This window comes from Streptomyces sp. NPDC005070 (genome assembly GCF_053600395.1).
Genome location: NZ_JBSFZS010000063.1, coordinates 1 through 23242, shown reverse-complemented (window position 1 = coordinate 23242; position 23242 = coordinate 1). Strand labels below are relative to the sequence as shown.

At 71.1% G+C, this 23242-nt stretch carries 20 protein-coding genes; 13 read left to right on the top strand and 7 right to left on the bottom strand.

Annotated features, from left to right (window positions below):
• Window positions 1-323 precede the first annotated feature (323 nt).
• From ACWEBX_RS21855 to ACWEBX_RS21830, 6 genes are all read left to right on the top strand, one after another.
• Window positions 324-803, top strand: a complete 480-nt coding sequence (locus ACWEBX_RS21855; protein WP_451886498.1) for an NAD(P)H-dependent oxidoreductase subunit E — start codon at window positions 324-326, stop codon at window positions 801-803.
• On the top strand, window positions 800-2425 hold the full coding sequence (locus ACWEBX_RS21850) for a formate dehydrogenase beta subunit (protein ID WP_451886497.1): 1626 nt from the start codon (window positions 800-802) through the stop codon (window positions 2423-2425). The genes ACWEBX_RS21855 and ACWEBX_RS21850 overlap by 4 nt, the downstream gene beginning before the upstream one ends.
• A complete protein-coding gene (gene fdhF / locus ACWEBX_RS21845; protein ID WP_451886496.1) occupies window positions 2422-5244 on the top strand; it encodes a formate dehydrogenase subunit alpha in 2823 nt (940 codons plus the stop codon). The genes ACWEBX_RS21850 and fdhF overlap by 4 nt, the downstream gene beginning before the upstream one ends.
• A gap of 1 nt (window position 5245) precedes the next feature.
• Window positions 5246-5458 carry a formate dehydrogenase subunit delta gene (locus ACWEBX_RS21840; RefSeq protein ID WP_451886495.1) on the top strand — a complete coding sequence of 71 codons (213 nt, stop codon included), beginning with the start codon at window positions 5246-5248 and terminating at the stop codon, window positions 5456-5458.
• 87 nt (window positions 5459-5545) lie between these two features.
• Window positions 5546-7300 carry an oxalyl-CoA decarboxylase gene (oxc, locus tag ACWEBX_RS21835; RefSeq protein WP_451886494.1) on the top strand — a complete coding sequence of 585 codons (1755 nt, stop codon included), beginning with the start codon at window positions 5546-5548 and terminating at the stop codon, window positions 7298-7300.
• Between the two features lie 70 nt (window positions 7301-7370).
• Window positions 7371-7775: a hypothetical protein gene (locus ACWEBX_RS21830; protein WP_451886493.1), complete on the top strand. Its 405-nt coding sequence runs from the start codon at window positions 7371-7373 to the stop codon at window positions 7773-7775.
• Window positions 7776-7813: 38 nt separating this feature from the next.
• Here ACWEBX_RS21830 and ACWEBX_RS21825 read toward each other — a convergent pair whose 3' ends face one another.
• From ACWEBX_RS21825 to ACWEBX_RS21815, 3 genes are all read right to left on the bottom strand, one after another.
• Window positions 7814-9451 carry a serine/threonine-protein kinase gene (locus ACWEBX_RS21825; RefSeq protein WP_451886492.1) on the bottom strand — a complete coding sequence of 546 codons (1638 nt, stop codon included), beginning with the start codon at window positions 9449-9451 and terminating at the stop codon, window positions 7814-7816.
• A gap of 65 nt (window positions 9452-9516) precedes the next feature.
• Window positions 9517-11199, bottom strand: coding sequence for an aromatic amino acid ammonia-lyase (locus ACWEBX_RS21820; protein ID WP_451886491.1), 1683 nt, complete (start codon window positions 11197-11199; stop codon window positions 9517-9519).
• Window positions 11200-11303: 104 nt separating this feature from the next.
• Window positions 11304-12248 (bottom strand): glycine betaine ABC transporter substrate-binding protein, encoded by a 945-nt coding sequence (locus ACWEBX_RS21815; RefSeq protein ID WP_451886517.1) that lies wholly within the window; start codon window positions 12246-12248, stop codon window positions 11304-11306.
• Between the two features lie 359 nt (window positions 12249-12607).
• Here ACWEBX_RS21815 and ACWEBX_RS21810 point away from each other — a divergent pair, with 359 nt between their 5' ends.
• From ACWEBX_RS21810 to ACWEBX_RS21795, 4 genes are all read left to right on the top strand, one after another.
• Window positions 12608-15169, top strand: coding sequence for a sensor histidine kinase (locus ACWEBX_RS21810; protein ID WP_451886490.1), 2562 nt, complete (start codon window positions 12608-12610; stop codon window positions 15167-15169).
• A 2-nt stretch (window positions 15170-15171) separates the two neighbouring features.
• Window positions 15172-15645, top strand: coding sequence for a roadblock/LC7 domain-containing protein (locus tag ACWEBX_RS21805; RefSeq protein ID WP_365485868.1), 474 nt, complete (start codon window positions 15172-15174; stop codon window positions 15643-15645).
• Between the two features lie 75 nt (window positions 15646-15720).
• Window positions 15721-16152 carry a DUF742 domain-containing protein gene (locus ACWEBX_RS21800; protein WP_451886489.1) on the top strand — a complete coding sequence of 144 codons (432 nt, stop codon included), beginning with the start codon at window positions 15721-15723 and terminating at the stop codon, window positions 16150-16152.
• Window positions 16103-16741, top strand: a complete 639-nt coding sequence (locus ACWEBX_RS21795; RefSeq protein WP_451886488.1) for a GTP-binding protein — start codon at window positions 16103-16105, stop codon at window positions 16739-16741. Before ACWEBX_RS21800 ends, ACWEBX_RS21795 begins: the two co-directional genes overlap by 50 nt.
• A gap of 95 nt (window positions 16742-16836) precedes the next feature.
• On the opposite strand, the gene ACWEBX_RS21790 is transcribed toward ACWEBX_RS21795, so the two are convergent.
• The 4 genes from ACWEBX_RS21790 to ACWEBX_RS21775 all read right to left on the bottom strand — a co-directional run bounded on the left by ACWEBX_RS21790 (window position 16837) and on the right by ACWEBX_RS21775 (window position 20417).
• The gene (locus ACWEBX_RS21790; RefSeq protein WP_451886487.1) at window positions 16837-17511 is read right to left on the bottom strand and encodes an ABC transporter permease; all 675 of its coding nucleotides are present in this window, start codon (window positions 17509-17511) and stop codon (window positions 16837-16839) included.
• A complete protein-coding gene (locus ACWEBX_RS21785; RefSeq protein ID WP_451886486.1) occupies window positions 17508-18212 on the bottom strand; it encodes an ABC transporter permease in 705 nt (234 codons plus the stop codon). The genes ACWEBX_RS21790 and ACWEBX_RS21785 overlap by 4 nt, the downstream gene beginning before the upstream one ends.
• Window positions 18209-19348, bottom strand: a complete 1140-nt coding sequence (locus tag ACWEBX_RS21780; RefSeq protein WP_451886485.1) for an ABC transporter ATP-binding protein — start codon at window positions 19346-19348, stop codon at window positions 18209-18211. The genes ACWEBX_RS21785 and ACWEBX_RS21780 overlap by 4 nt, the downstream gene beginning before the upstream one ends.
• A gap of 262 nt (window positions 19349-19610) precedes the next feature.
• Complete coding sequence (locus ACWEBX_RS21775) at window positions 19611-20417, bottom strand: CDP-alcohol phosphatidyltransferase family protein (protein WP_451886484.1); 807 nt, start codon at window positions 20415-20417, stop codon at window positions 19611-19613.
• A gap of 108 nt (window positions 20418-20525) precedes the next feature.
• Here ACWEBX_RS21775 and ACWEBX_RS21770 point away from each other — a divergent pair, with 108 nt between their 5' ends.
• The 3 genes from ACWEBX_RS21770 to ACWEBX_RS21760 form a co-directional block, all read left to right on the top strand.
• On the top strand, window positions 20526-21506 hold the full coding sequence (locus ACWEBX_RS21770; protein ID WP_451886483.1) for an FAD-dependent oxidoreductase: 981 nt from the start codon (window positions 20526-20528) through the stop codon (window positions 21504-21506).
• 137 nt (window positions 21507-21643) lie between these two features.
• A complete protein-coding gene (locus tag ACWEBX_RS21765; RefSeq protein WP_451886482.1) occupies window positions 21644-22042 on the top strand; it encodes a 6-pyruvoyl trahydropterin synthase family protein in 399 nt (132 codons plus the stop codon).
• On the top strand, window positions 22039-23242 hold a 1204-nt coding region (locus tag ACWEBX_RS21760), incomplete at its 3' end, for a glycosyltransferase family 4 protein (RefSeq protein WP_451886481.1). The genes ACWEBX_RS21765 and ACWEBX_RS21760, both read left to right, overlap by 4 nt.

Sequence of the window (23242 nt, the reverse complement as noted above, 5' to 3'; positions counted from 1 at the left end):
CGACGGCTCTGCCAAGAGGTGGCCGCCGAAAGGGTTGCCGACGGCCGCGTCAGCATACAGGTTTTCGTATGCAAGATGGTGGGTCGCCGGGAGGTGATCCCAGGTCGGCAGGGGTACCGGCAGGGGTCCACAGTGTGCGGGCCGCTCGTGACGCGCCCGCGATGGTCGTCCGCGGCGGCCAATTCCCGCCCGGGCGACGGAAATTGATGTGGATTGAGTTGTGTATACAGAAGTCTGTATGGGGTAGTGTCTCAGTCTCGCAGGCATCGCCCGGAACCCGCACGACGGAAGGCGGAGCGACTATGACGGCCAGCGTGGATGGCATGGCGGCCAGCGTGGATGACATGACGGTCGAGAGCGTGGTCCGGAGGACAGCGGCCGTTCACCGGGATCAGCGCGGCGCGCTCCTGCCCGTACTGCACGCCGTGCAGGCCGAGTTGGGGTGTGTACCGCGGGAGGCGATTCCCGTGCTCGCCGACGAGTTCAACCTCTCCCGGGCGGACGTCCACGGAGTGGTGACCTTCTACCACGACTTCCGCGGCGAACCGGCCGGACGTACCACCGTGCGCGTCTGCCGGGCGGAGGCCTGCCAGGCGCTCGGCGCCGGCGGTCTGGTGACCTACCTGCGGGAGGCCGGACTGGTACTCGGGGAGACGAGCGCGGACGGCGCCGTCACCGTCGAGCAGGTCTTCTGCCTCGGCAACTGCGCCCTGGGCCCGTCGGTCGAGGTGAACGGGCGGCTGCACGGACGCGTCGGACCCGCCCGGCTGGGCTCGATCCTGGACGGGACGGTCTCCTCGTGAACGACGACGTCAACGACACGGCGTGCCCCGCGGTCACCGTCTACGTCCCCCGCGACTCGGCGGCCCGGTCCGTCGGCGCGGACGACGTCGCGGACGTGCTGCGGCGGGCCGCCGTGCGCGACGGCGTCCCCCTCGACGTCGTACGCAACGGCTCACGCGGCATGCTCTGGCTGGAGCCCCTGATCGAGGTCGTGACCCCGATGGGCCGCGTCGGGTACGGTCCCGTGGCCCCGTCCGACGTCGAGGACCTGCTCGCCGCGGGCCTGCTCGACGGTGCCGACCATCCGCTGCGGCTGGGTGTCGTGGACCAACTCCCGTGGCTGGCCCGGCAGAACAGGGTCACCTTCGCCCGGGTCGGCGTCACCGACCCGCTGTCCGCGGACGACTACGTGGCACACGGCGGCCTCGCCGGACTGCGCGCCGCGCTGGAGCGTCCGCCCGCGGACGTGGTCGCCGAGGTCACCGCGTCCGGGCTGCGGGGCAGGGGCGGCGCGGGCTTCCCGGCCGGCGTCAAATGGAAGACCGTCCTCGACCGCGCGGACGACCTCAAGTTCGTCTGCTGCAACGCCGACGAGGGCGACAGCGGTACCTTCGCCGACCGGATGGTCATGGAGGGCGACCCGTTCATGCTCATCGAGGGCATGACCATCGCCGCGCACGCGGTCGGAGCGAGCGAGGGCTACCTCTACATCCGCTCGGAATACCCGGACGCGGTGGCCACGATGCGGGCCGCGATCGGCGTCGCCCGCGAACACGGCTGGCTCGGCAAAGGCATCCTCGGCTCGGAACTCGACTTCGACCTGCACGTCCGGGTCGGCGGCGGCGCGTACATCTGCGGCGAGGAGACCTCCATGCTGGAGAGCCTGGAGGGCAAACGCGGCACGGTCCGGGCCAAACCCCCGATCCCGGCGATCGAGGGCCTGTTCGGCAGACCGACCGTGGTGAACAACGTACTCACCCTCGCGACCGTCCCCGTCGTGCTCGCCGCAGGAGCGAGCGCCTACGAGCGACTCGGTGTCGAACGCTCGCGCGGCACCCAGGTCTTCCAGCTCGGCGGCAACATCGCGCACGGCGGCATCGTCGAGACCGCGTTCGGCGTCACCCTGCGCGAACTCGTCGAGGACTTCGGCGGCGGTACGTTCTCCGGGCGCCCGGTGCGCACGGTGCAGGTCGGCGGACCGCTCGGCGCCTATCTGCCCCCGTCGATGTTCGACCTGCCGATGGACTACGAGGCCTTCGCGGAGGCCGGCGCGCTGGTCGGCCACGGGGGCGTCGTCGTCTTCGACGACACCGTCGACATGGCCGCCCAGGCCCGCTTCGCGATGGAGTTCTGCGCTGCCGAGTCCTGCGGCAAGTGCACGCCGTGCAGGGTCGGTTCGGTGCGCGGCGTCGAGGTCATCGACAAGATCGTGGCCGGCCGGGACCCGGACGAGAACCTGGCGCTCCTGGAAGACCTGTGCGACCTGATGACCGACGGTTCGCTGTGCGCGATGGGCGGGCTCACCCCGATGCCCGTACGCAGCGCCCTCACCCACTTCCCCGACGACTTCCTCGCCCGCGGGACCGGCCGGGAGCCCGACTCCCGGCGGCACAGCGGCGCGCGGCGGGAGGGCACCTCATGACACTGCTCAAGGAACCCGACTTCGGAACCCCGGAACGGCCCGGGGCGGCCACCGTATCGGTGGAGGTCGACGGGCTGGCGGTGACCGTTCCCGAGGGCACCTCGGTGATGCGCGCCGCCGCGCTCGCCGGTGTCGACATACCCAGACTGTGCGCCACCGACAGCCTGGAGGCGTTCGGCTCCTGCCGGTTGTGCGTGGTGGAGATCGACGGCCGGCGGGGCACCCCGGCCTCCTGCACCACGCCGGTGGCGGACGGGATGACGGTGAGGACCCAGACATCGAAGGTGGAGAAGCTCCGCCAGGGCGTCATGGAGCTGTACATCTCCGACCATCCGCTCGACTGTCTCACCTGCCCCGCCAACGGCGACTGCGAACTCCAGGACATGGCGGGCGTGGTGGGCCTGCGCCAGGTGCGGTACGGCTACGAGGGCGAGAACCACCTCGACGCCGGGAAGGACACCTCCAACCCGTACTTCGACTTCGACCCGGCCAAGTGCATCGCCTGCTCCCGCTGCGTGCGCGCCTGCGGCGAGGTCCAGGGCACCTTCGCGCTCACCATCGAGGGACGCGGCTTCGACTCCAAGGTCTCGCCCGGCGCCGCGGAGACGTTCATGGACTCCGAGTGCGTCTCCTGCGGCGCCTGCGTCCAGGCCTGCCCGACCTCCACGCTCCAGGAGAAGTCGGTGGTCGAACTCGGCATGCCGACACGGTCGGTGGTCACCACGTGCGCCTACTGCGGTGTCGGCTGCTCCTTCAAGGCCGAACTGCGCGGCGACGAACTCGTCCGCATGGTGCCGTACAAGAACGGCGGAGCCAACGAGGGCCACTCCTGTGTGAAGGGCCGCTTCGCCTTCGGCTACGCGAGCCACCCCGACCGGGTCCTGAGGCCCATGGTGCGCGACAGCATCACCGACCCCTGGCGCGAGGTCGGCTGGGACGAGGCCATCGGCACGGTCGCCCGGCGGATGCGGGACATCCAGCGCCGGCACGGTCAGGGATCGATCGGCGCGATCTCCTCGTCGCGGTGCACCAACGAGGAGGTGTACGTCGTCCAGAAGATGGTGCGCGCAGCGTTCGGCAACAACAACGTGGACACCTGCGCCCGCGTCTGTCACTCCCCGACCGGATACGGACTCAAGCAGACCTTCGGCGAGTCGGCCGGCACCCAGGACTTCCGCTCCGTGGCGGAGGCCGACGTCATCATGGTGATCGGGGCCAACCCCACCGACGGACACCCGGTGTTCGCCTCGCGGATGAAGCGACGACTGCGCGAGGGCGCGGAGCTGATCGTCGTCGACCCCCGCCGCATCGACCTGGTGCGCTCCCCGCACATCGAGGCCGCGCACCACCTCCAGCTCCGGCCCAGCACCAATGTCGCCGTGGTCAACGCCATGGCCCATGTGGTCGTCACCGAGGGCCTGGTCGACCGGTCCTTCGTGGACACCCGGTGCGAAGGCTTCGACGCGTGGGCCGAGTTCGTCGCCCTGCCCGAGAACAGCCCGGAGGCCACCGAGGAGATCAGCGGTGTCCCCGCCGGCCAACTGCGCGCCGCCGCACGGCTGTACGCGACGGCACCCAACGGCGCCATCTACTACGGCCTCGGCGTCACCGAGCACAGCCAGGGCTCCACCATGGTCATGGGAATGGCCAACCTCGCGATGGCGTGCGGCAACATCGGCCGCGACGGCGTCGGGGTCAACCCTCTGCGCGGGCAGAACAACGTCCAGGGCTCCTGCGACATGGGCTCCTTCCCGCACGAACTGCCCGGCTACCGCCATGTGTCCGACGACGCCGTCCGCGAGGTGTTCGAGAACCTGTGGGGCGGCACCCTCCTCGCCGAACCCGGACTGCGCATCCCCAACATGTTCGACGCGGCGATCGACGGTACGTTCCGCGGCCTGTTCGTGCACGGCGAGGACATCGCGCAGTCCGACCCCAACCTCCAGCACGTCACCGCCGCGCTCGAAGCCATGGAACTCGTCGTCGTGCAGGACCTGTTCCTCAACGAGACGGCCAAATTCGCCCACGTCTTCCTGCCCGGCGCGTCCTTCCTGGAGAAGGACGGCACCTTCACCAACGCCGAACGCCGGATCAACCGGGTGCGTGCCGTGATGAAGCCGAGGACCGACAGGCACGAGTGGCAGATCGTGTGCGAGATCGCCACCGCCATGGGCTACCCGATGACGTACGACCATCCCGGCCGGATCATGGACGAGATCGCCGCCGTCACCCCGACGTTCACCGGAGTGTCCTTCGGCCTGCTCGACAGACTGGGCAGCGTGCAGTGGCCGTGCAACGCCTCCGCTCCCGAGGGGACGCCGGTCATGCACGTCGACGAATTCGTGCGCGGCAAGGGCCGGTTCGTCGTCACCGCCTATGTGCCGACCAACGAGCGCAGCACCCGGCGCTTCCCGCTGGTGCTCACCACCGGGCGCATCCTCAGCCAGTACAACGTCGGCGCGCAGACCCGGCGAACGGGCAACGTCGCCTGGCATCCCGAGGACATCCTGGAGCTGCACCCGCACGACGCCGAGGTCCGCGGCATCACCGACGGCGCGCTGGTGACGCTGGCCAGCCGCGTCGGGCGCACCACCCTGCGGGCGGAGATCTCCGACCGGATGCCGGCCGGCGTCGTCTACACCACGTTCCACCACCCCGTGACCGGCGCCAACGTGGTGACCACCGAGAACTCGGACTGGGCGACCAACTGCCCCGAGTACAAGGTGACCGCCGTACAGGTCGGGCTCGCCCATCCGCTCGGGCACGCCGCGAGGACACCGGAACGGGCCGCCGACGACGTCCTCACGGTGGTGGACTGAGATGACGGCGACCGTGCCACCGGAGCACCGCATGGCCAACGACATCGCCGTGAACCTCGGGCACCTGCCGGAGGAGTCGGCCGCCGAGGCCGTCGCGGGGCACATCGGCCGCCTCTGGGACCCCCGCATGCGCTCCCGGCTCCTCGCGTACGCCGACGCCGGACCCGACGGACTGCATCCGCTGGTGATCGCGGCGGTGCGGCTCCTGCGCTGAGCGAGCCACCGGCAGGACCAGCACCGTCAGAACCGGAAACCGCAGGACCGGAAACCGGCAGGACCAGCCCAAGGAGGACCTCGGACCATGACCGCTCCCTCGACACCGGAGACCGCGCCGAACGCCGAAGCGCGGACCGAGCTCACCGACGGGTATCACCTGGTCGTCGACGCGCTGCAGATGAACGACGTCGACACGATCTACGGGGTCGTCGGCATCCCGATCACCGACCTGGCCCGCCTCGCGCAGGCGCGGGGCATCCGCTACATCGGGTTCCGCCACGAGAGCAACGCCGGTCACGCCGCGGCGGCCGCCGGCTTTCTCACCAGGAAGCCCGGCATCTGTCTGACCGTGTCCGCGCCGGGATTCCTCAACGGTCTGGTCGCGCTGGCCAACGCCACCACCAACTGCTTCCCCATGGTGCAGATCTCCGGCTCCAGCGAACGGCACCTGGTCGACCTCAGGCAGGGCGACTACGAGGAGATGGACCAGCTCGCCGCCGCGCAGCCGTTCTGCAAGGCCGCCTACCGGGTGAGCCGCGTGGAGGACATCGGCCGGGGCATCGCCCGCGCCCTGCGCACCGCGGTCTCGGGGCGCCCCGGCGGCGTGTATCTCGACATCCCCGCCGCGGTGCTCGGCTCCATCATGGACGCGGAGACGGGCGCGCGGACGTTGAGCCGGCTCGTCGATCCCGCGCCGCGCCAGTTCCCGGCGCCCGAGGCGGTGGACCGGGCCGTCGAGCTGCTCGCGGGCGCCGAACGGCCGCTGCTGGTGCTCGGCAAGGGCGCCGCCTACGCGCAGGCCGACGACCGCGTCCGCGAGTTCGTGGAGTCCACCGGCATCCCGTTCATACCGATGTCGATGGCCAAGGGCCTGCTGCCCGACGACCACCCGCAGTCCGCGGCCACCGCCCGTTCGCTGGCCCTGAAGAAGGCCGACGTCGTGATGCTCGTCGGCGCCCGCCTCAACTGGCTGCTGAACCACGGCCAGGCACCGCAGTGGAACCCCGCCGCCCGGTTCATCCACGTCGACATCGAGGCCAGGGAGATGGACAGCAACCAGCCCATCGCGGCCCCGCTCGTCGGAGACATCGAGTCGGTGCTGGAGGCGATCGCCGAGCGCGCCAAACCGGGCCGGATCGCGGCCCCGGCCGCCTGGCGCGCGGAACTGGGCGCGCGGTCGGCGCAGAACGTCGCGAGGATGGCGGAGCGGCTGAAGGCGGATCCGCGTCCCATGCAGTTCATGGGCGCCCTGAAGGCCGTACGCGACGTCGTGCGCGAGCGCCCGGAGACGTACATCGTCAACGAGGGCGCGAACGCGCTGGACATCGCGCGCAACGTCATCGACATGCGCGTACCGCGGCACCGCCTCGACAGCGGGACCTGGGGTGTCATGGGCATCGGCATGGGCTACGCGATCGCCGCCGCCGTCGAGAGCGGCGGGGCCCCGGTCGTCGCCGTGGAGGGCGACAGCGCCTTCGGGTTCAGCGGCATGGAGCTGGAGACGATCTGCCGGTACGGGCTTCCCGTCGTCACGGTCGTCATGAACAACGGCGGTGTCTACCGCGGCGACGACGTCAATCCCCGCGGCGACGCGCCCTCGCCGACCACCCTGATGGTCGCGGCCCGCCACGACCGGATGATCGAGGCGTTCGGCGGCAAGGGCTACCGCGCGACCACGCCCGCCGAGGTCACCGCGGCCCTCACCGAGGCACTGGCCTCCGGCGGCCCGGCGCTCATCGACTGCGTCATCGACCCCTCCGCCGGCACCGAGAGCGGCCACATCGCCCACCTGAACCCGAAGGGCATCACGGGCGGCACCATCGCGTCCGCCGCGAAGTGATCCGCGGACCGGGCTTCCGCGGGATCGTGCCCCTCTGGTGATACGGAGTCCGGCGTGGGATCGTTTCGCGGTGACCGATACCGCGCCCGGAACGACCGCGTCGGGGCGACCCGACGACCGCATCCCCTCCGTCCTTCGCTTCGCGACGGAGATCGTGGCCTGGGTGGCCACCCCTTGGGCGCTGTCCGACCGTTCGTGGCTGCTCGCCGTGGCTTCCGTGGTGCTGCTCATCGGTCTGCCGACCGTCTTCTCGACGCCGGGGGACAAGGCCAACGTCCTGGTAGCGGTGCCGGGTTGGGCGACCGTGCTGCTGGTGCTGCTGCAACTCGTCGCGGCGGTGGTGTTCTCGTGGCTCGCCTGGCCCGCCTGGGTGGCGGTCCCGGTCACCGTGCTGGCCGCCGCGACCTGTGTGACGGAGCGCGGGCGCTGGCAGTGGCTGCTGAGCCGGTCCGGAAAGGACCTCCCGGCGGTCTGAACCACCCTCTGGGCGGGGCCCGTTCGGATCGTACGAGGTCAGCCGCTCGCGCCGAAGTGGCTGCCGGTGATCTCGCCGTCGTCCGTTTCCGCCGCGGCGACACAGCGGAACACCCTGAGGCCCTCGGCCCACTGCGGGGCGGTCGGCGGCAGGACGTCCACGTCCCAGCGGGTTCCGTCGGAACGGCTCGCGGACGTCAGGGAGTCACGCATCACCTTCTGGGAACACAGCGCCTTGACGTCGGGATGCTTGACGAGATCCCTCGCGTTGTACGTCATCCCGTCCTTGGGCAGCGGGGCGACGGCGAAGGTCTGCCACACGTGCGCGACGTGGCAGTCGGCGCGGCTGACGGTGATCGTCCCCGAGATGTCGGTGATGCCGCTCCAGCACTCGGGGGTCGTGACGCAGCGCCCGCCCACCCCTTCGACGCCGGCGGCCGCGCAGTCGCTTCGCGTGGTCCGTACGCCGCCGAAGGCCGCGTCGGCTCCCGGCGAGGCCTTGCCCGAGCTGCTGGAGGCCGGGGTTCCGCCCGTGGAGGAGCCGTGGCCGTCCGGCGACCCGTACTCATGGACCACCCAGGTGACGGACACGCTCACCGAGACCACCGCCGCCAGCACGCCGATCAGGCCCGGACGCCACCGCGAGGACCCGCGGGTCGTCGGCTCCGCCACCGTGCTCGCCGCTCCACCGCCGGCGGGGCGTTCGCCCGGAGCCACCGGGCCCGGAGAGTGCGGGTCCGAGGGCGGTGGGGGAACGGTGGCGGGCGGGTCGTACGAGACGGGAGGCGCGCCCCGGTGGGCGGGAACGGTGGCGGCCGTCCGGGGCGCCGGTCCGAACAGGCCGCGAGCGGCGCTGTCGACGTCGACGGCGGCCAGAGCGTCCCGCAACGCCGACGCGTCCTGTGTCCGCGAGGCCGGATCCGTCTCCAGGGCCTGTCTGAGCACCTCGTTGAGGGCGCCCGGCACGCCCGGCAGGTCGGCGTAGGGCCAGGTGTGCCGGACGATGAGCTCCGCGAGACTGAGCTGGGTGCCGTCGTCCGGGTGGTGCGGCGGGCGGCCCCGGAGGAGGGCGTAGAGCGTCGCGGCGAGCGAGTAGACGTCGCCCGTCGTGGTGGGTTCGGCCAGGTGGAACGCCTCGGGCGGCGCGTACGCCGGCGTCAGCGCCTCGCGTGTCACCGACAGGTCCCGGCCGGGCCTCGGCATGGCGGCCAGACCGAAGTCGGTGAGGGCGGCCCCGCCGTACCGGTTGACCATGATGTTGCCCGGCTTGATGTCGCGGTGCAGTACCCCGGCGGCGTGCGCCGCGGCCAGCGCGTCGGCGATGCCGAGCCCGATGTCCCGGGCCTCCTTGACGGAGAGTGGTCCATGGCGGTGCAGGCGGTCGCCGAGCGAGCCTCCCGGGCACAGCTCCATGACCATGTACGGGCGGTCGTCGCCGAGGACGCCCGCGTCGTACACCGGGACCACGTGCGGATGTCCGGACAACCGGCCCGCGGCCGTGACCTCGCGCAGGAAGCGCTGCCGGTCGCGGTCCGAGGCCAGGACCCTGCTGTCGACCTTCAGCGCGACCTCCCGGCCCACCGCCACCTGATGTGCCCGGTAGACCGTGGCGAAGCCGCCCCGGCCGAGGACCTCCTGGATCTCGTACCCGGAGAGTTCCACGTGTTCGTACCGCATGGTGCCGTCATCCCCCAACGCACAGCCCGCCCACGGCAGAACCTCCGACCGGGACCGCGCCGACTCTAACCCAGCGGTGCGGGCTCTCCTTCGCCGCCGGTGAGTTCGGCGAACCCGTCCAGCAGCGCCGCCGCCGCGGTCACGTCGTCGGTGAGGGGGCGGTCCCGCATGTCCGGGTCCAGCGCCGCCGCCGCGCGCAGATAGGCGCGGCCCGCCGGGGTGCCGGGCGCGGGCGGAGTGCCGCGCAGACGCAACGCTCTTACGGCTGCCACGAGTTCGCAGGCCAGGACCAGCCGGTACGCCTTCGCCGCCCGCAGCGCCTTGCGTGCGGCCTGGGTCGCGAAGGTCGCGGCCTCCTCCATGCCCTGGGACAGCACGACATGCCCGAGCGAGGCGGGGGTGGCGCACGCCTGTATCTCGGCGAGGGCGGAGGCGGCGCTGTACTCCAGGATCATCATTCCCGACCCGGCCGAGGAGGTGTCGGCCAAGTAGGAGCGCAGTCCGGTCAGTTCGGGACGGCCGAGGGCGGACAGCCGCGCCGCCGAGAGCCGGGCCGTGCCGAGCGCGGCGAGGACCGACTGATCGAGTGCGAGGGTCAGCGGCGCGGTGAAGAAGCCGCCGTGATGCCGGGCGACGGGAGCGGCCGTGATGTCGTCCCAGCCGATGAGGGGATTCTCGGTGGCGGAGTTGAGATCGATGGACAGCACCCGTTCCAGGCCGGACCACGCCTCCATCGCGGGGCCGTGGGCCTGCGGGAAGCAACGGAAGCCGAAGGGGTCCTGCACCCGTGCCGGCCCACTGTCCGCCCGCCCCGGGACACCCGTCCCCGGTCCGGTCGCCGCGCCGAGCAGCCACCGGACATGGCCCGCCACCCTCGCGATCGCCGGATGCGCAGGGGCCGCGTGGACCTCCGGCGCGTACGGTTCGAGGGAGCCGTCGACCGCGTGGAGGGCGAGCGAGGCCACGAGGTGCGCGGCGCGCAGCGGTGTCCCGAGGTCGTGCCAGGCGAGCGCGGACTCCCCGAGGGTGAGGGCGTTGCTGCTCAACAGGGCCAGCGCGTCCCCGCGGTGCAGCGGAAGAGGCGCGGGCGTCGGCTGCTGGGCCAACGGCCCCTCGGGCGGCGGGCCTTCGGGCAACCACGCGTCGTGGCCGAAGAGCGCGAGGCCCAGTCGGGCCAGCGCGGTCAGGTCGCCTGTGCCCACGGACCCGTACTCGGGTACCCGGGGATATATGCCGGCCCGCAGCGCCCGCGTGACGGCCGAGGCGATCTCGGGGCCCAACCCCGATCCTCCGACCAGGAGCTGGTTGGCGCGTACCACCATCATCGCGCGGACCTGGCGGGCGGGCAGCACTTCGCCCACCCCGCCCGCGTGGCTCAGCAGCAGCCGCAGATCGTGGCCCGCGCCGTCGTGTTCCTCGACGGCGAGTCCCCGGTGCGCTCCCACCCCGGTGCTGCGTCCGTAGACACGGGCGCCCTCGGCCGCCAGCCGGTGCGCCGCCCGCCGGGTGTGCTCCATCGCCTCAAGTGCCGCCGGACACACGGAGGGTGGCGGCGCCCCGTCGGCGACCCGGGCCACCGTGGCGGCGTCGAGACCCCGGCCGTCGAGGACGGCACCGGGCGGCGCGCTCCACGCGTCGGTGCTCCCGGCGGCCGGACCGTAGGTGGCGGGGCTGCCGGCGACCGGGGCCTCAGGGGTGACCGGGGCGCCGGGGGTGACCGGGGCGGCCTCGGCCGTGCGCTCGAGCATGACGGACTTCACTCCTCAGCGGTACACCGTCGCCGTCAACAGGCCGGGCCGGGAGGCTGTCCTCCCGGCCCGAGGCATCCGTCGTCCGGTTGCCGGCGCCGGGGTCAGCTCAGTCCCGCCGAGGCGAGCCAGTCCTTGGCCACGTCCAGCGGGTCCTTGTTGCCGTTCTGCACGTCGCTGTTGAGCTTCACCAGGGTTTCGGTGTCGAGCTTCGACGAGACGTCGTTGAGGACCGAGACTCCGGCCGCGGGCAGAGCGCTCTTGTATGTCAGCGGAGTTACATTCTCGAACCCGAAGAGATTCTTCGGGTCCTGGAGCACGACGAACTTGTTCTTGCTGATTCCGGGGTCCGTCGTGAAAATATCCGCGGCCTGGATGCTGTTCCCCTTGAGTGCCGCCACGGTGAGCGGGCCGCCCGCGTCCAGTGCCTTGAAGCTCTTGAAATCGAGACCGTATACGGACTTCAGGCCCTTCAGGCCCTGCTGCCGGGTCTGGAATTCGGGCGAGCCGCCGACGACCAGGTCCTTCGCCAGGTCGGCGAGGTCGCTGATGGTCGACTTGTCCGTGAGGTTGTACTTCTTGGCCGTGGCCTCGTTCAGGGCGATCGCGTCCTTGTCCTGGGCCTCGGACGGCTCCAGCAGGGACAGCTTGGAGTCGAGCTTGGCCGAGATCGCCTGGCTGGTCTCGTCGACGGACGCCGGCGCGGCCTTGGCGTCCAGGTAGGCGAGCAGCGCGCCGTTGTACTCCGGAAGGACCGTGATCGTGCCGTTCTTGATCAGTCCGTACGTGGTCTCGCGACTGCCGATGTTCAGCTTGTAACTGACCTTGATTCCCTTGGCCTTGAGGGCCTCGCCGTAGATGTCGGCGAGCAGGATGCTCTCGGGGAAGTTGTTGGAACCGACCACGACCGTACCGGCCTTGGCGGTGTCGCCCTTCAACGGGTCCTTGTTGCCGGAGTCGTCGGAGGAGCCGCAGCCCGTCAGCGCGGCGGCGGCCACAACCAGCAGGGAAACAGCGGAGGTTGCGGAGGTACGAGTGCTTCTGGCGATGGTCACTTGTTCATCCAGACTTGGCAATCGGCGGGGCGGTGGTGGCCGGTGGGCTCGGGTGACGGTCCTGACGATCCAATCGAGCCGCCTCAACTACCGTCAAGACACGAATAGATCACCGATGGGGACCACGCAGCTTCAGCCCGTAGGCGCAACATGACTGAAACATGAGCGAACCAGGCGTCTTCCCGTGCCACTTTTCGGTTGATCATGGCCGTACTCTGACGGCAGCCGCTAGTGTTGGCCGCGTCGAGGGCCCCCTTCCACTTGTCGGCCCGATCGCGCTGCTCGTGACCATGTGATCCATGCAGGCGGCCTGTTACGAGGCTTCCAACGGGGAATGAAGTCAAGGAGGTTGGGTGCCCGCGCACAGAAAAGCCGCCTCGGGGCAGCCGTCCACTGCTCTCGGGACCGGCCGGACACCATCTCTGCTGGACCGCTGGCCTTTCCGCCGGAAACTCAATGTTCTGGTGATCGTGCCGCTCGCCGTCATCTCCGTGATGCTCGCCTATGTCGTGTCCGGTGAAATCGGCAAGGCCAGGTCCGCCGCCGACACCGCCCAACTCGTGCGCGACAGCACGCAGGTGACGAAACTCATCGACGCCGTGCAGACCGAGCACCGGCAGGCCCTCCTGGTCTCCCTGCGCTACGAGGCCGCCGGTTCGGGGAAGGGCAAGAACGCCCCGGACACCGCCCCCTATCTGGCCGCGCAGGACAAGGTCACCGCGCGCATCGCGGAGGTCCGCTCCGCCTACGGCGACCGGCTGCCCGACGGCGAGGCCCAGGCGCTGAAGGAGCTTGAAGGCCTGGACAGCCTCCGCGAGACCGTCGAGCAGGGACCGATCCCCGCCGACAACATCGACCCCGCGTACGGATCGGTGATCGAGGGGCTCATCGACGGCCTCGGCCTCGGCCGCACGGGCAGCGAGTCCTCCGCGTCCGCCGGCAATCTGCTCGACGCCCTGCTGCGCGCCGACACCGCCCACGCCTCCTTCGAGACCAGCGTCTTCGCCGCCCGCACCCGTGACTCCAACGCGCTCATCGAGTTCACCGGCGCCGTCGGCGACTACGACCAGTACACCTACCAGGCCGAGCGGTTCACCCGGTTCGCGGGACCGGAACAGGGCACCGACCTCGCCGAGATCGAGCACAGCCCCTACCAGAGCGTCATCACCCAGCACTGGGCCGCGCTCCAGGTCGACACCGGAGCGCTCGTCGCCGAGAACGCGACCCAGCTCCGGGCGGCGCTCGACGAGGCGCTGCGTGCCGGTCCCACCTATGAACGGCAGGCCGAGAACCGGCTGAAGATCGTCCAGTCGCTGATCGGCGGGATCGCGGGGAACGCCCAGTCCGCGTCGAACTCCGCCTGGTGGCGCGTGGTCTGGCTGGTCGCCGGCATCCTGGCGGCCTTCGCGGCCTGGCTGGCGTTCTCCGTGCTGACCCGGCGATCCGTGGTGCGGACCGTACGCGCCCTCACGGCGGCCGCCCAGCACGTGGCCGTTGCCGCCAAGAGCGAGCTCGCCCGGGTCGCGGACGACGACGCCGACGACGCGAGCCCGCCGCGCCTGGAAGCCGTTCCCGTGCCGGTACGCGACGAGATCGGTGAACTGGCCGAAGCCTTCAACCAGGTTCAGGTCACCGCGAGCGCGCTGCTGGAACGCCAGGTCGTCGGCCGGCGCAACATCGCCGAGATGTTCGGCAACGTCGGCCGCCGGGTCAGTAACCTGACGGCCCGCCAGCTCGCCCTGATCGACTCCGTGGAGCGCGGCGAGACCGACCCCGAGGTGCTGGACCGGCTCTACCGCATCGACCACATCGCCGTCCGTCTGCAGCGCAACGCCGACAGCCTCATGCTGCTCGCCGGGATCAGCGAGACCGGCCTCAATACCGAACCGATGCGGCTCAGCAACATCGTGCGCGCCGCGCTGGGCCAGATCGAGGGCTTCCAGCGCGTCACCCCGCACGCCGAGGGCGATGTCGTCGTCGTCCCCGACATCGTCGGCGATCTGACCCTCATGCTCGCCGAACTCCTGGAGAACGCCGTGATGTTCTCCCCGGCGACCAGCGGCGTCGAAGTCGTCCTGCGGCCCCGTCACCACGGCGGCGGAGCCCTCGTGGAGATCATCGACCACGGACTCGGCATGAGCCCCGAGCGGCTGGAGCAGGAGAACGCCCGGCTGATCCGGCGCGAGCGCCTCGACCTGGCGCCGACGGAGGTGCTCGGTCTGTTCGTGGTCGGCGGACTGTCCCGGCGCTGGGGCATCGAGGTCGTCCTGTCCCGTACCCCTGGCGGCGGTGTCACCACCACCGTCGCCGTCCCCGCGGTCCACCTCGTACCCGGCGACCAGGTATCGGCCCCCGCGCGGGCCCCGCGCATGCAGCCGCCCGCGCGCCGCCCCGGACCCGGTGAGCCGCGCAAGGCGAGGATCGAGGCGCCGACCGGACCCGCGGGCCTGCCCCGCAGGGTGCCCTCCTGGTCCCGGACCGCCGAGTCCCCCGGCCACGCCCGCCGCTCGGAAGCGACGGACACCGGCGCCGAGCGCGCGACCACGCACGGCGGCGCCCGACCGGGCAGCGGAGCCGACCCGGCACCCACCGGGCCGGCGCGGTCCGGCGAGGCCGGTCCGCTGCGCCGCCGGGTGCGCGGGGCGACCCTGTCGGCCGGCACCGCGGCGAGCAGGCTGCCCCGCCCCACGGAACCACCCACCCACCGCAGGCCGCCCTCCTGGCAGCCGACGGACGCCGACGCCGCGCGCTCCGAACTCGACGAGTTCGAGGCCGCCGTCCTGCGGGCCGAACGCGAGAGCGCGGCCGAGGACCACACGACCGTGGTGACCCGGCCGGGCGGCAGACCCGGCGGCCAGGCCGGGACCGACACCCAGAACAGAAGACCCTCTTTCCCGGAAGGCATGAGCACGTGACCATGTGGACAGGCGGACCCGAGTCCCGGACAGCGGAACCCGCGGCGGACGTGAAGACCGCCGCAGCCGACTTCAACTGGCTGCTCAACCGATTCGCCACCGAGACCGCCGGGGTCGTCGACGTGATCGGTGTCTCCTCCGACGGACTGCTCATCGCGGTCTCCCAACTGCGAGGCCAGGCCGACTCCGAGCGGCTCGCGGCCATCGTCTCCGGCATCACCAGCCTCGCCATGGGGGCCTCCGGCAACTACGGCCTCGGCAGCCTCAACAAGGTCATCATCGATCTGGAGGAAGGGCATGTGCTGGTGTCCTCGCTCGGCGCCGGCGCGGTGCTCGGAGTGGTCACGTCGAAGGAGGCGAAGCTCGGCAACATCGCCTACGAGATGACCCTGTTCGCCAACCGGGCCGGTGCGGTGCTCAGTCCGCAACTGGTGATGGAACTGAAGCGAACCGTGGGTGTCGCACCGGCCGGTTGACCACACCGGCCGGACGCTGTCCGACGGCACGTCACATGACCGGTGACGCGCGCCGAGTTGAAGGGGGAGGACGTGATGACGTCCGGCGAGCCATTGGCCGACGGCGACGCCGAACGGGGAGGGGAACGCCCCGCCTCGGTCGTCCGCCCGTTCCTGCTGACCGCGGGACGGGTCGCCGGCGGGGACAGTCTCGTACCGCCGATCCCGATCGAGACACAGGTGGTGGCCACGCGTGTGGGGCTGGCGGCACTGGACCGCTTCGTCTTCGACCAGCACCGCGACATCATCACGGTCTGCCGCGAGCCGCAGTCGCTCGCGGAGATCGCGGCGAAGCTCCGGATGCACTTGAATGTGGTCCGGGTTCTCGCCGACGATCTGCGTGCCGACGGGCAACTCGCCCTGTACGCGCCGCAGGCCCGTTCCAACCGCGATGTCACTGTTCTGCGAAGGGTGATCGATGGTCTCAGAGCTGTCCCCGACTCCCGGGGCGCGATCCGTGAGGGATGACGACGGGCGTCCCCGGCCGCCCCTGCCGGTGAAGATGGTGATCGCGGGCGGCTTCGGCGTGGGCAAGACCACGACGGTGGGGGCCATTTCGGAGATCGAGCCCCTGACCACCGAGGCGTCCATCACCTCGGTCGCCGCCGGTGTCGACGACCTCACCCACACCCCGGAGAAGGTGACGACGACCGTCGCCATGGACTTCGGCTGCGTCACCCTGGACCCGACGCTCAAGCTCTACCTGTTCGGCACCCCCGGCCAGGAGCGGTTCGGGTTCATGTGGGACGACCTCGTCGAGGGGGCGCTCGGCGGGCTCGTCATCGTCGACACCCGGCGGCTCGACGACTGCTACGCGGCCGTCGACTACTTCGAGCACCGCGAGATCCCCTTCGCGGTGGCCGTCAACGCCTTCGACGGCAGGGTCGAACACGATCTGGACGACGTACGGTGGGCCCTCGATGTCGCCGACCATGTGCCGCTGACCGTGTTCGACGCACGCGACCGTGGCTCCGTGCGGGACGCGTTGCTCGTCGTCCTGGAACACGCCCTCGCCAGGGCCGAGCGGGCGGCCCACGTTCCGGGAGAGCGTTCCTGAGCACCTGAGCACCTGGGCGAGGGCGACCTGCCCGGAAACCCGGAGAGGGGGACAGCCCGTGGGCTGTCCCCCTCTCCGTGTCGGTGTCCGTCCCGCTACGAGGTCCGGCGTCTGCTCACTCCGGGGGAGACCGCCACCCGGTCCACGCCCCAGAACAGCATGAGGACGAGTACCGCGAGGACGGCCGTGACAGCGGCTCCGCCGGCCACCTTCTCGTAGTTGTGCTGGTACAGGCCGTCCAGGATGTACCGGCCGACTCCGCCGAGGGACACATAGGCCGCGATCGTGGCCGTGGACACGATCTGGACCGTCGCCGAGCGGAGCCCGCTGAGGATCAGCGGCAGTGCCGCCGGGACCTCGACCTGGAACAGGATCCGCGCCTCCGGCATGCCCATGCCGCGGGCGGCGTCGACGGGGGAGGGGTCCACGGTGCGGATCGCCTCGTAGGTGGTGATGAGGACCGGAGGGATCGCCAGCACCACGAGCGGGATCATCACCGGCACGATGCCGAGACCCAGCCACACGAACATCAGGACCAGGAGACCGAAGGTCGGCAGCGCCCGGGCCCCGGCGGACACGAAGGCCAGCGTGTTGCCGCCGCGCCCGGTGTGCCCGGTGACCAGCCCGATCGGCAGACCGATGGCCGACGCGATCGCGAGGGCCCCGGCCGTGTACTGGACGTGCTCCCACACGCGTTGCGGGATGCCGTCGTAGCCGTGCCAGTGCGAACCGTCGCTGAAGAAGGCCTGCATGAAGTGCAGTACGTTCACGAGGCGCCCTCCGGAACATGTGTGGCGTCCGCGGTCGTGGTCCCGAGGCGCCTGGCGCGGCCGGACGGGGGCTGCCAGGGGGTGAGCACCCGCCGCAGCAGGACCAGCAGGGCGTCGATCACGACCGCGAGAACGGCCAGGGTGACGACCGCGGTCCCGGCGAGCCGGGGGAGGCCGTACAACTGCGCGTAGGTCAGCAGATTTCCGAACGCGCCCTGGTTGCCGATCAGCGCGCCGACGCTCACCAGGCTGATGCTGGAGGCGACGGCCACCCGCAGTCCTGCCATGATCGCCGGTACGGCGATGGGCAGTTGGACCTGGAAGTAGCGGCGCGCGAGGCCGATGCCCATGGCCGAGGCCGCGGCGTTCGTCTCCTCGGGGACCGAACGGACCCCGTCGACGACCGCCGGGACGAGTACGACCAGGCTGTACAGACACAGCGGGATCATCACCGTGAGCCGGCTCAGCCCGGTGTAGTCGATGAGGACGACGAAGAAGGCGATCGAGGGGATCGCGTAGAGGATCGTCGAGGTCCACAGCACCGGCGTGTAGAGCCAGTCGAAGTGGACGCAGAGCAGTCCGATCGGCAGGGCCAGCAGCAGACCGGCCAGCACGGGGACGAGCGCCTCCTCCATGTGGAGGGCGATCAGGCCGCCGTAGCTGTGCTGGATGGCGCTCGGTATGTCGAAGAACCCGTTCATCGCGCGGCCTTCGCCTTCGGCGTCTCCTGGGAGGCGTCCGCCGCCCGCCGGCGCCGGGCCGACCGGATCGCCGCGGCGACCGTCTCCTGTCCGGCGATCCCCACGACCTTCCCCGAACCGTCGACCGCGACGGCCTGGCCGGTCGGCGACAGCACGGCCCGGTCCAGGGCTACGCGCAGTGAGTCGCGGCCCACCTCGAAGGCCGGGCCGTACGGTTCGAGGTCCCCGACCTCTCCGCCCCAGCTCCCGGGGTCGGCCCAGCCGAGCGGCCTGCCGTCGGCGTCGGTGACCAGCACGGGCGCCCCCGCGGGTTCGCGTGCGGCGATCTCCCGCCAGTCGGATCCGACGGGGAAGACCCGGGAGCGGTCGAGTTCGAGATCGTCGGTGCTCAGGAACGACAGACCTCGGATGCCCCGGTCGGAGCCGAGGAACTGCTCGACGAACGGATCGGCCGGCGCCGAGAGGATCTCGTCCGGAGCCGCGAACTGGGCCAGCTTGCCGCCGGTGCGCAGGACCGCGATGCGGTCACCGATGGTGATCGCCTCGTCCATGTCGTGGGTCACGAAGACGATGGCCTTGCCCAGTTCGCTCTGGATGCGCAGCAACTCCTCCTGGAGCCCCCGGCGTACGACCGGGTCGACCGCGGAGAACGGCTCGTCCATCAGCAGGATGGGCGGATCGGCCGCCAACGCGCGGGCGACGCCGACCCGTTGCTGCTGACCGCCGGAGAGCTGGTACGGATAGCGGCGGGCCATGGTGGGGTCGAGGCCGACCCGTTCCATCAGTTCCGTCGCGCGTTCCCGCGCCCGCTGCTTGGACCAGCCGAGCAGCCGGGGCACCGTGGCGATGTTGTCGACGACGGTCCGGTGCTGGAAGAGGCCGGCGTTCTGGATGACGTAACCCATGGAGCGGCGCAGGGTGTTGACCGGGCGGCTGCGGATGTCCTCACCGTCGACCCGGATCGTGCCGCTGCTCGGCTCGATCATGCGGTTGATCATCCGGAGTGTCGTGGTCTTGCCGCAGCCCGAAGGTCCGACGAGAACGGTGATGGAGTGGTCCGGTATCTGGAGTGACAGGCGATCGACGGCCACCGTGCCGTCGGCGTATCGCTTGCTGACCTCTTCGATGGCTATCAAGCGTCGAGAACCCTTCGGGAACGGCCTTGCCCGCGCGTGGCGCGATCACGTGCACGAGAGGGTGCGTAGTCTAGTCAGTCGATGTTCGTTCCCGGCCATGACAGATCGTGAATGTCGTGCGTGCGCTTGCCTTTTTCTGGGCGATCCCCGTTTTCGGGAAGGCTCTCGACCTTCGCTCGGACCCGTGCGGTCCGGTGCCGACTCCCGTTCGGACTCGTGCGGTCCGGTGTCAACTCTTCCTCGGGCGCGGACGGTTCGGTGATCAGCCCTCGGAACCCATGGGGGCCCGGCCCGCGGTGACCAGTTCGCGCGGACGCTCGGTCGTCCGGGGCTGACAGGTCTGCTCGGCGAGCCGGCGGCCGCCCTGTCGCCACAGCCATGCGATGTCGCGGCCGAACGACCACACGAGCAGCGCGAGCGCGGTCAGCACGGCGGCCGCCTCCGCTTCGTAGGGCAGGAGTCCGGAGCCCGCGACCAGCAGGATGACGCCCTGCAGGGCCGCCACCGTCTTGCGCGCCATGCTGGGCGGCAGCTCGCCGTTCAGCCACGGCAGCACCCGGGCGGCGGCGACGAACGCGTACCGCATCGTGCCGATCAGCAGCACCCACGGGCCGAGCGACATCGCGACGTACACGCTCAGCACGAGGATCAGGAACGCGTCCACCTCCATGTCGAAGCGCGCGCCCAGGGCCGAGGACGTGCCGGTCCGCCGGGCCACCTTGCCGTCGACGCCGTCGAGGATCAGCGCGACCGCCGTCAGACCGACGAGCAGGCTCACCGGCGGCGAGCTCTCGAAGGAGTCCGCGACCAGCGCGGTGACACCGCCGACCAGGATCGCGCGGCCGAGCGTCACCCGGTTGGCGGGTCCGAAGGAGCGGGGCTGTGTGCGCCGGAGGGCGCGGGTGAGTACCGCCCAGGTGGCGAAGGCGAACACCAGACCGGTCAGCCAGCCCGCCGGCCCCATTCCGATCGCCGTGCCCAGCAGGCCCAGCACCAGGAGCTGCACGCCGGCTCCCACCGTGGTCTCCTGCTGAGGAAGCCTTGCGCCGTACATGTTGTTCAGGGCCACCGCAGATCCTCCGGCCGAATGACAGATTCGATCAACGCCGCGTACCGTGTGCGCGACTTGTCACTGCTCCGTACGTGAAGATCTGCGGAATCGTTCAGGGGGACGCTCATGGAACGCACAGCTCGCGCCTTCTGGCTCGCTTCTCCGGGCCACGGCGAGATCCGTGACGTCACCCTGAACGAGCCCGCGGAGGGCGAGGTGCTCGTCCGTACGCTCTACTCCGGAGTCAGCAGGGGCACCGAGACCCTCGTGTTCCGCGGGGGAGTCCCGGAGAACCAGCACGCCTCGATGCGCGCGCCGTTCCAGGACGGGAATTTCCCCGCACCCGTGAAATACGGCTATCTGAGTGTCGGCCGAGTGGAGGAAGGATCCGCGCATCTGCTCGGGCGGACGGTCTTCTGCCTCTACCCGCACCAGACGCGGTACGTCGTCCCGGTGAGCGCCGTGACCGTCGTACCCGAGTCGGTGCCCGCCTCCCGCGCCATCCTCGCCGGCACCGTCGAGACCGCGGTGAACGCCCTGTGGGACGCCGCCCCGCTCATCGGCGACCGGATCGCCGTGGTCGGCGGCGGCATGGTCGGCTGCTCGGTCGCCGCGCTGCTCGCCCGCTTCCCCGGCGTACGGGTCCAGCTCGTCGACGCCGACCCGGCACGCGGTGCCGTCGCCCGTGCGCTCGGCGTCGACTTCGCGCTCCCCGAGGAGGCCGAGGGCGAACGCGACCTCGTCGTGCACGCCAGCGCCACGGAGGCCGGACTCGACCGCTCCCTGCGCCTGCTCGCCCACGAGGGAACCGTCATCGAGCTGAGCTGGTACGGAGACCGCCGGATCGCCCTGCCGCTCGGCGAGGCCTTCCATTCCCGCCGGCTGACCCTGCGCAGCAGCCAGGTGGGTTCCGTCTCCCCCTCCGCCCGGGCCGGCCGTACGTACGCGGACCGGCTGGCGCTCGCCCTCGACCTCCTCGCCGAACCGGCCTTCGACGCCCTGATCACCGGCGAGTGCTCCTTCGGCGAACTCCCGGACGTGATGGGCGAACTGGCCTCCGGATCGATACCCGCCCTGTGTCACCGGGTCGCCTACGAACAGGTTTGAGCCGACGAGAACCGGCCTGACCTCCACGGACTCCGAAGAAAGGGCGACGTGCGGCTGAACAAGGTGAACTGGGCAGCCGTACTACACGACGTGATCCCGGCAGGGGATCAGACGCACCGCACCTGGAGGGTCGTCCGTTGTTCAGCATCACCGTCCGCGATCACCTGATGATCGCCCACAGCTTCCGTGGCGAGGTCTTCGGACCCGCGCAGCGTCTCCACGGGGCGACGTTCCTGGTGGACGCCACCTTCCGTCGACCCGAGCTGGACGACGACAACATCGTCGTCGACATCGGCCTGGCCACGCAGGAGCTCGGCGCCGTCGTGAGCGAGTTGAACTACCGCAACCTCGACAGCGAGCCGGACTTCAAGGACACCAACACCTCGACCGAGTTCCTGGCGAAGGTCGTCGCCGACCGGCTCGCCGACCGCGTGCGCGCCGGAGCCCTGGGCGCGGGCGCCCAGGGCCTCACCGGCATCACCGTCACCCTCCACGAATCGCACATCGCCTGGGCGAGTTACGAGCGTGACCTGTGACCGACGTGACCCTCGACAAGGCGTCCCCGGTGTCCGGCCGTGCCGCACAGGCCGCCGGACCCGGTGCGCTGAACTACGTGCCCGTGCAGAACGCGGCTCTCAAGAACGCCGAGATCATCCCCATGTCCCTGCGCACCGTGCACTTCGTCATGCCGGGCGGCGTCGACGACCCGGCCACGCCGAGCGGCGGCAACGCCTACGACCGCCGCCTCTGCCTCGACCTGCCCGGCTTCGGCTGGCACGTCCAGCGGCACATCGTCGCGGGCGAGTGGCCCCGCCCCACCGCGGCGGCCCGTACGGAGCTCGCCCGGACCCTGGCCGACCTGCCCGACGGTACGGTCGTCCTCCTCGACGGGATCGTCGCCTGCGGAGTCCCCGAGATCGTCGCCCCCGAGGCCGACCGGCTGCGTCTCGTCGTCCTCGTCCACCTGCCGCTCGGCGACGAGACGGGGCTCGACCCCGCCGTGGCCGCCGAGCTGGACGCCCTGGAACGGACGACCCTGCGGGCCGTGTCGGCCGTGGTGGCCACCAGCGAATGGGCCGTCCGCCGGCTCGTCGCCCACCACGGCCTCGCCCCCGACCGGGTCCACGCCGCCGCGCCCGGCGCCGACATCGCGCCGGTGGCCTCCGGCACCGACGGTGTCTCGCGGCTGCTGTGCGTCGCCGCGGTGACCCCGCGCAAGGGCCAGCACCGGCTCGTCGAAGCCCTCGCCACCGTCACCGACCTGCCCTGGAGCTGCGTCTGCGTAGGCGGGCTCACCCAGGACCCCGCCTACGTCGACCATCTGCGCGCCCTGATCGCCCAGCACGGCCTCGGCGACCGGCTGCACCTCGCCGGACCCCAGGCCGGCGCCGAGCTCGACGCCAGCTACGCGGCGGCCGACCTCATGGTCCTCACCTCGTACGCCGAGACGTACGGCATGGCCGTCACCGAGGCCCTGGCCCGCGGCATCCCCGTGCTCGCCACGGACGTCGGCGGAGTGCCCGAGGCCGTCGGACGCGCCCCCGACGGCGGAGTGCCCGGCATCCTCGTACCCCCGGAGGACCCGGCGGCGCTCGCCGCCGAGCTGCGCGGCTGGTTCGGCGAGGCCGACGTGCGCCGCCGGCTCTCCACGATCCGGCCGTCCTCCATGACGACGATCCGGTCCGCGGCGGCGGCCTGGGTGAGGCGGTGGGCGACGACGAGGGCCGTGCGCCCCT

Bases quoted from the DNA above. Each gene is read 5' to 3' on its own strand.
- ACWEBX_RS21855 (WP_451886498.1), top strand. From the start codon at position 324: ATGGCGGCCAGCGTGGATGACATGACGGTCGAGAGCGTGGTCCGGAGG.
- fdhF (WP_451886496.1), top strand. From the start codon at position 2,422: ATGACACTGCTCAAGGAACCCGACTTCGGAACCCCGGAACGGCCCGGG.
- ACWEBX_RS21840 (WP_451886495.1), top strand. From the start codon at position 5,246: ATGACGGCGACCGTGCCACCGGAGCACCGCATGGCCAACGACATCGCC.
- oxc (WP_451886494.1), top strand. From the start codon at position 5,546: ATGACCGCTCCCTCGACACCGGAGACCGCGCCGAACGCCGAAGCGCGG.
- ACWEBX_RS21825 (WP_451886492.1), bottom strand. From the start codon at position 9,451: ATGCGGTACGAACACGTGGAACTCTCCGGGTACGAGATCCAGGAGGTC.
- ACWEBX_RS21820 (WP_451886491.1), bottom strand. From the start codon at position 11,199: ATGCTCGAGCGCACGGCCGAGGCCGCCCCGGTCACCCCCGGCGCCCCG.
- ACWEBX_RS21805 (WP_365485868.1), top strand. From the start codon at position 15,172: ATGTGGACAGGCGGACCCGAGTCCCGGACAGCGGAACCCGCGGCGGAC.
- ACWEBX_RS21800 (WP_451886489.1), top strand. From the start codon at position 15,721: ATGACGTCCGGCGAGCCATTGGCCGACGGCGACGCCGAACGGGGAGGG.
- ACWEBX_RS21795 (WP_451886488.1), top strand. From the start codon at position 16,103: ATGGTCTCAGAGCTGTCCCCGACTCCCGGGGCGCGATCCGTGAGGGAT.
- ACWEBX_RS21785 (WP_451886486.1), bottom strand. From the start codon at position 18,212: ATGAACGGGTTCTTCGACATACCGAGCGCCATCCAGCACAGCTACGGC.
- ACWEBX_RS21770 (WP_451886483.1), top strand. From the start codon at position 20,526: ATGGAACGCACAGCTCGCGCCTTCTGGCTCGCTTCTCCGGGCCACGGC.